Below are 3,572 nucleotides of genomic sequence, written 5' to 3' on the forward strand. Positions count from 1 at the left end.
ACCATGGTTGAAAGCTGAGTCTCGGGGAAGCCGGACTCCTCAAGCCACCAGAGGACGAGCTTCGGAAGGTTCTCCCTGTCGGTAACGACAACCCACTGGTTGTAGGCTATCTGCTTCACCTCGCTTATGACGTCTTTAAACCTCTCCACGAGCTTGTCAAGGTACTCGCGGTTGACAACTGCCTTTTCATCCCCGTGCTTCATTTTCGTCTCACTATGAAGGTTAGCGGCGTGAGCTTCCACCATTTTCACCACCCCATGGAGGCAATTGCAAGAACAACTATTCCAACCGCAAACACGAGCGTGTTCTGCCTGATGACCTGGATTATTTTCATCCTGCCCGTTGTGGCCTCAATGACTGCTGACATCGCGTAGAACACAACCAGCATGAAGAGCTGTGCAAGGAGCATTACCGCGCTCCCAAGTGGTGTTGTGAAGTCGATGACCCTTCCGAGCGTCGGGAAGAGGAGCACCGCGCTGAAGAGCCATATGAGAACGACCCTCTTGACGAGCATCGCCCACTTGAAGATTCCAAGGAGCCTTCCGCTGTACTCTGCCAGGGGTCCTTCAATTATCTCCGTCTCTGCCTCGGCCACGTCAAAGGGTATGAAGGCGCACTCCGTGTAGACCGCGTAGGCGAAGAGGGCCATTCCAAGCAACACGGACGGCGCGAGGCTCAAACTTGTGGCAATGCCGCTTATCGAGAGCGAGCCGGTATGGAGCGCGAACACACCGAGGGCTATTCCGAGGACCGGCTCGATGCTGAGGATTATCATCATCTCCCTGTTGGCGCCTGCATTTGCATAGGTGTTCTCAACGAGGAAACCGGCCATCATGAAGGCTATAGAAGATATCGCCAGCACGTAGAGGAATACGAAGATGTCTCCGGTGAACACTATCGGCACGAAGTCTCCGAAGGGAAGGACGAGGCCGGCGGTTAAAGCGGCCGCGAAGGCCACGTAGGGAGCGATAACAAAGCCTAACCTGTCGGTGGGCATGTTGGACTCCATGGAGAGCAAACTTGACAGGTCGCTGTAGGTCTGGAACACCGAGGGGCCCTGCCTTTCCTGGAGGATTGCCTTGATTTTTCTGCTTATTCCGTCAAGGAGCGGCGGAAGGAAGGCGAGTATTATCAGCGCGACTACCGAGTAGATTACCTTTTCAATCATAGTCCCCACCCCGCGAGTATTATCACCATAATTCCAAGCACTATCAGCGCCAGAGTGAACGGCCCGTTGGGTCTGCTAAAGCCTTCATCCAAGACAAAGCCAAGGTTCCTCGCTATCTTGACGAGCGGGCAGAGGAACGTCTCATCAAGGTACAGCTCACCGAGAGATGTGTACTTCCTCCCGATGGCGACTATGATGCCTCCAAAGGCACTTCCAAGCCTGCTGAGGAATGTTGAGAGGGCAAAATATCCTCCGGCAATTCCTCTATTGGCTATTGCACTGACAATGCTCCCAATTTTATCACCAGATGTGTGGAGCAAGATTGAGATGCCAAAGTATGCATTTCCCACCTCCCCGGTAATCTTTCCTCCGATGTGGCTCAGCTCCTCGCCGAGATGGTAGAGGCCGTGTATGTACTCCTCGAAGGGCTCGTAGTAGTTAACCGCCTTGAACTTGTAGTCCCTTCTCGTTACCGGCTCGCCGAGGCGCCAGGGCTCGCTCACCCGTCCTTTCGGTGGGAACGCGAGGTACATTGCGAGCACAACGAAGGTGAAGGCTACGACGAACAGCACCGGTTTAAAGTAGCTCTCGGTTCCGCCGAGCGGTTTTACCGTCACCAGCCAGTAGTTCGTTGATAGTGATGCCTTCACTCCCGAGAGGGCCTCGCCGGGGCTGAGGAGGAGCGGGAGGATTAAGCCCGACACAAGTCCGAGGAGGAGACAGAGCGAAGCTAACAGTCCCTTTCCGAGGAGCATCGGGAAGGGAACTTCTCTTGCGCTGGCCGTTATGTCTTCGGGCTCACCGCCAAAGGCCGTCGTGTAGAACTTGAGGAACGAGGCGAGCGTTGCAGCGCTGATGAAGAGGGCCATGACTCCAAGGAAGACGATGAGACCGTTCCCCGAGAGGAACGTGGACTGGTAAATCAGCCACTTGCTCATGAAACCGTTGAAGGGCGGCGTTCCCGCTATTGACATGGCGGCGATGAAGGTGAAGATAGCTGTAAACGGCATAACCCTCGCGAGCCCTTTGAGCCTGTTCAGGTCCCTGCTGTGCGTCCTGTAGAGTATCGAACCTGCCGAGAGGAAGAGAAGCCCCTTGAACAGCGCGTGGTTGACGAGGTGGAAAAGACCGGCAGCGAGGGCAACGGCGCCGAAGGGCGCGTAGGTTCCACCCTTGGCAAGGAACGCCATGCCGACTCCTATCCCAAGCCATATGTAGCCCATCTGGCCAACGCTGTGGTAGGCCAAGAGCCTCTTCGCATCGGTCTGCTTCAGGGCGTAGAGCGTTCCAACGGTTAAGCTGATGGTTCCTATTATGGCCACGATCAATCCAAAGGTGTAGTTAAGTCCGAGGAGGAAGCAGGCCGTCCTTATGAGCCCGTAAACGGCGACCTTAATCATGACGCCACTCATCAGGGCAGAGATGTTGCTTGGAGCAGCGGGGTGAGCATCCGGAAGCCAGAAGTGTATTGGAACGGCACCTGCTTTGCTTCCAAAGCCGAGCAGGAAGAGGAGGTAGTAGATTCCGCCGAGGTGCATCGCCTTTATCGAGTCAAAGTCAAGGCCCGCTATGGAGCCGGCCTTCGCGTAGATTAGGGCAACGGCTATGACGAGGGGTAACGTGCTCGTCAGGTGCATGGTCACGAAGTACTTCCAGCCGGCTTTTCTGACGAACTCCTCGTCGTGCTCCCACACCATGAGCACGTAAGAGGCAAGGGTCATGACCTCCCAGAGGAAGAGGAACCAGAGCAGGTTGGAGGTGGTAACGATGAGTATCATTGACAGCACGAAGGCCGAGTATAAAGCTATGTAAAGCCATCCCCTGCCGAACTTTCTGTAAAACTCCATATAGGCCGGGGAGTAGATTGATGTCGCGAGTCCGAGCACGGCCAGCACAAAGCACAGTATCAGTGACAGCCCATCGATCTGGAAGGGTATCCTTGCCACTCCAAGGTCATAGGTGAATTCTATGACCTTTCCGCCGATGACTTGGGGTATCGCCTGGACGGTGAACGCTAAGAGCGAGAGCGAGGCCAGCCCCGTGAAGACGTGACCTATGCTTATTGAAAGGCTGTAGTTCCTCTTGAATACCAGCGATGCGGGGATTGAAAGCAGGAACAGGATTACGGCAGCTGTAAAGAGCCCCTCCATCTTCACCACCTCATCCAGATGTAGTTTGCTATTAACTGGCTCACCATGCTGAGCACGAGCAGTATTAAAACGGCCAGGGTTATACTGCCGGCGAGCTTTCTCTTTGGTTCGGGCTCACCTTCGCTGAGGATGTATTTGTGTATCACCCTGAGGAACAGTATGAAGGCTATCACCCATTCTATTGCTACGAAGTATGCCAAAACCGGTTTTACGGTGAGGAGGGTTTTGATGACGTTGAGTTTGTTGAGGAAGAG

Annotated in this window: 2 protein-coding genes and 2 pseudogenes; all 4 read right to left on the reverse strand. The window is 54.6% G+C overall.

Translation table 11 applies throughout. The features are described from left to right. Positions 1-251: pseudogene (locus MVK60_RS02690) on the reverse strand (hypothetical protein); the annotation flags it as partial. Next, complete coding sequence (locus MVK60_RS02695; protein WP_297436202.1) at positions 248-1,168, reverse strand: NADH-quinone oxidoreductase subunit H; 921 nt, start codon at positions 1,166-1,168, stop codon at positions 248-250. The pseudogene MVK60_RS02690 and the gene MVK60_RS02695, both read right to left, overlap by 4 nt. Beyond that, entirely contained in the window at positions 1,165-3,318 is a 2,154-nt protein-coding gene (locus tag MVK60_RS02700) for a proton-conducting transporter membrane subunit (RefSeq protein ID WP_297436204.1), read from the reverse strand. The genes MVK60_RS02695 and MVK60_RS02700 overlap by 4 nt, the downstream gene beginning before the upstream one ends. A 2-nt stretch (positions 3,319-3,320) precedes the next feature. After that, positions 3,321-3,572 (reverse strand): annotated as a pseudogene (locus MVK60_RS02705) (hypothetical protein); the annotation flags it as partial.

The organism is Thermococcus sp., from assembly GCF_026988555.1.
GTDB lineage: Archaea > Methanobacteriota_B > Thermococci > Thermococcales > Thermococcaceae > Thermococcus.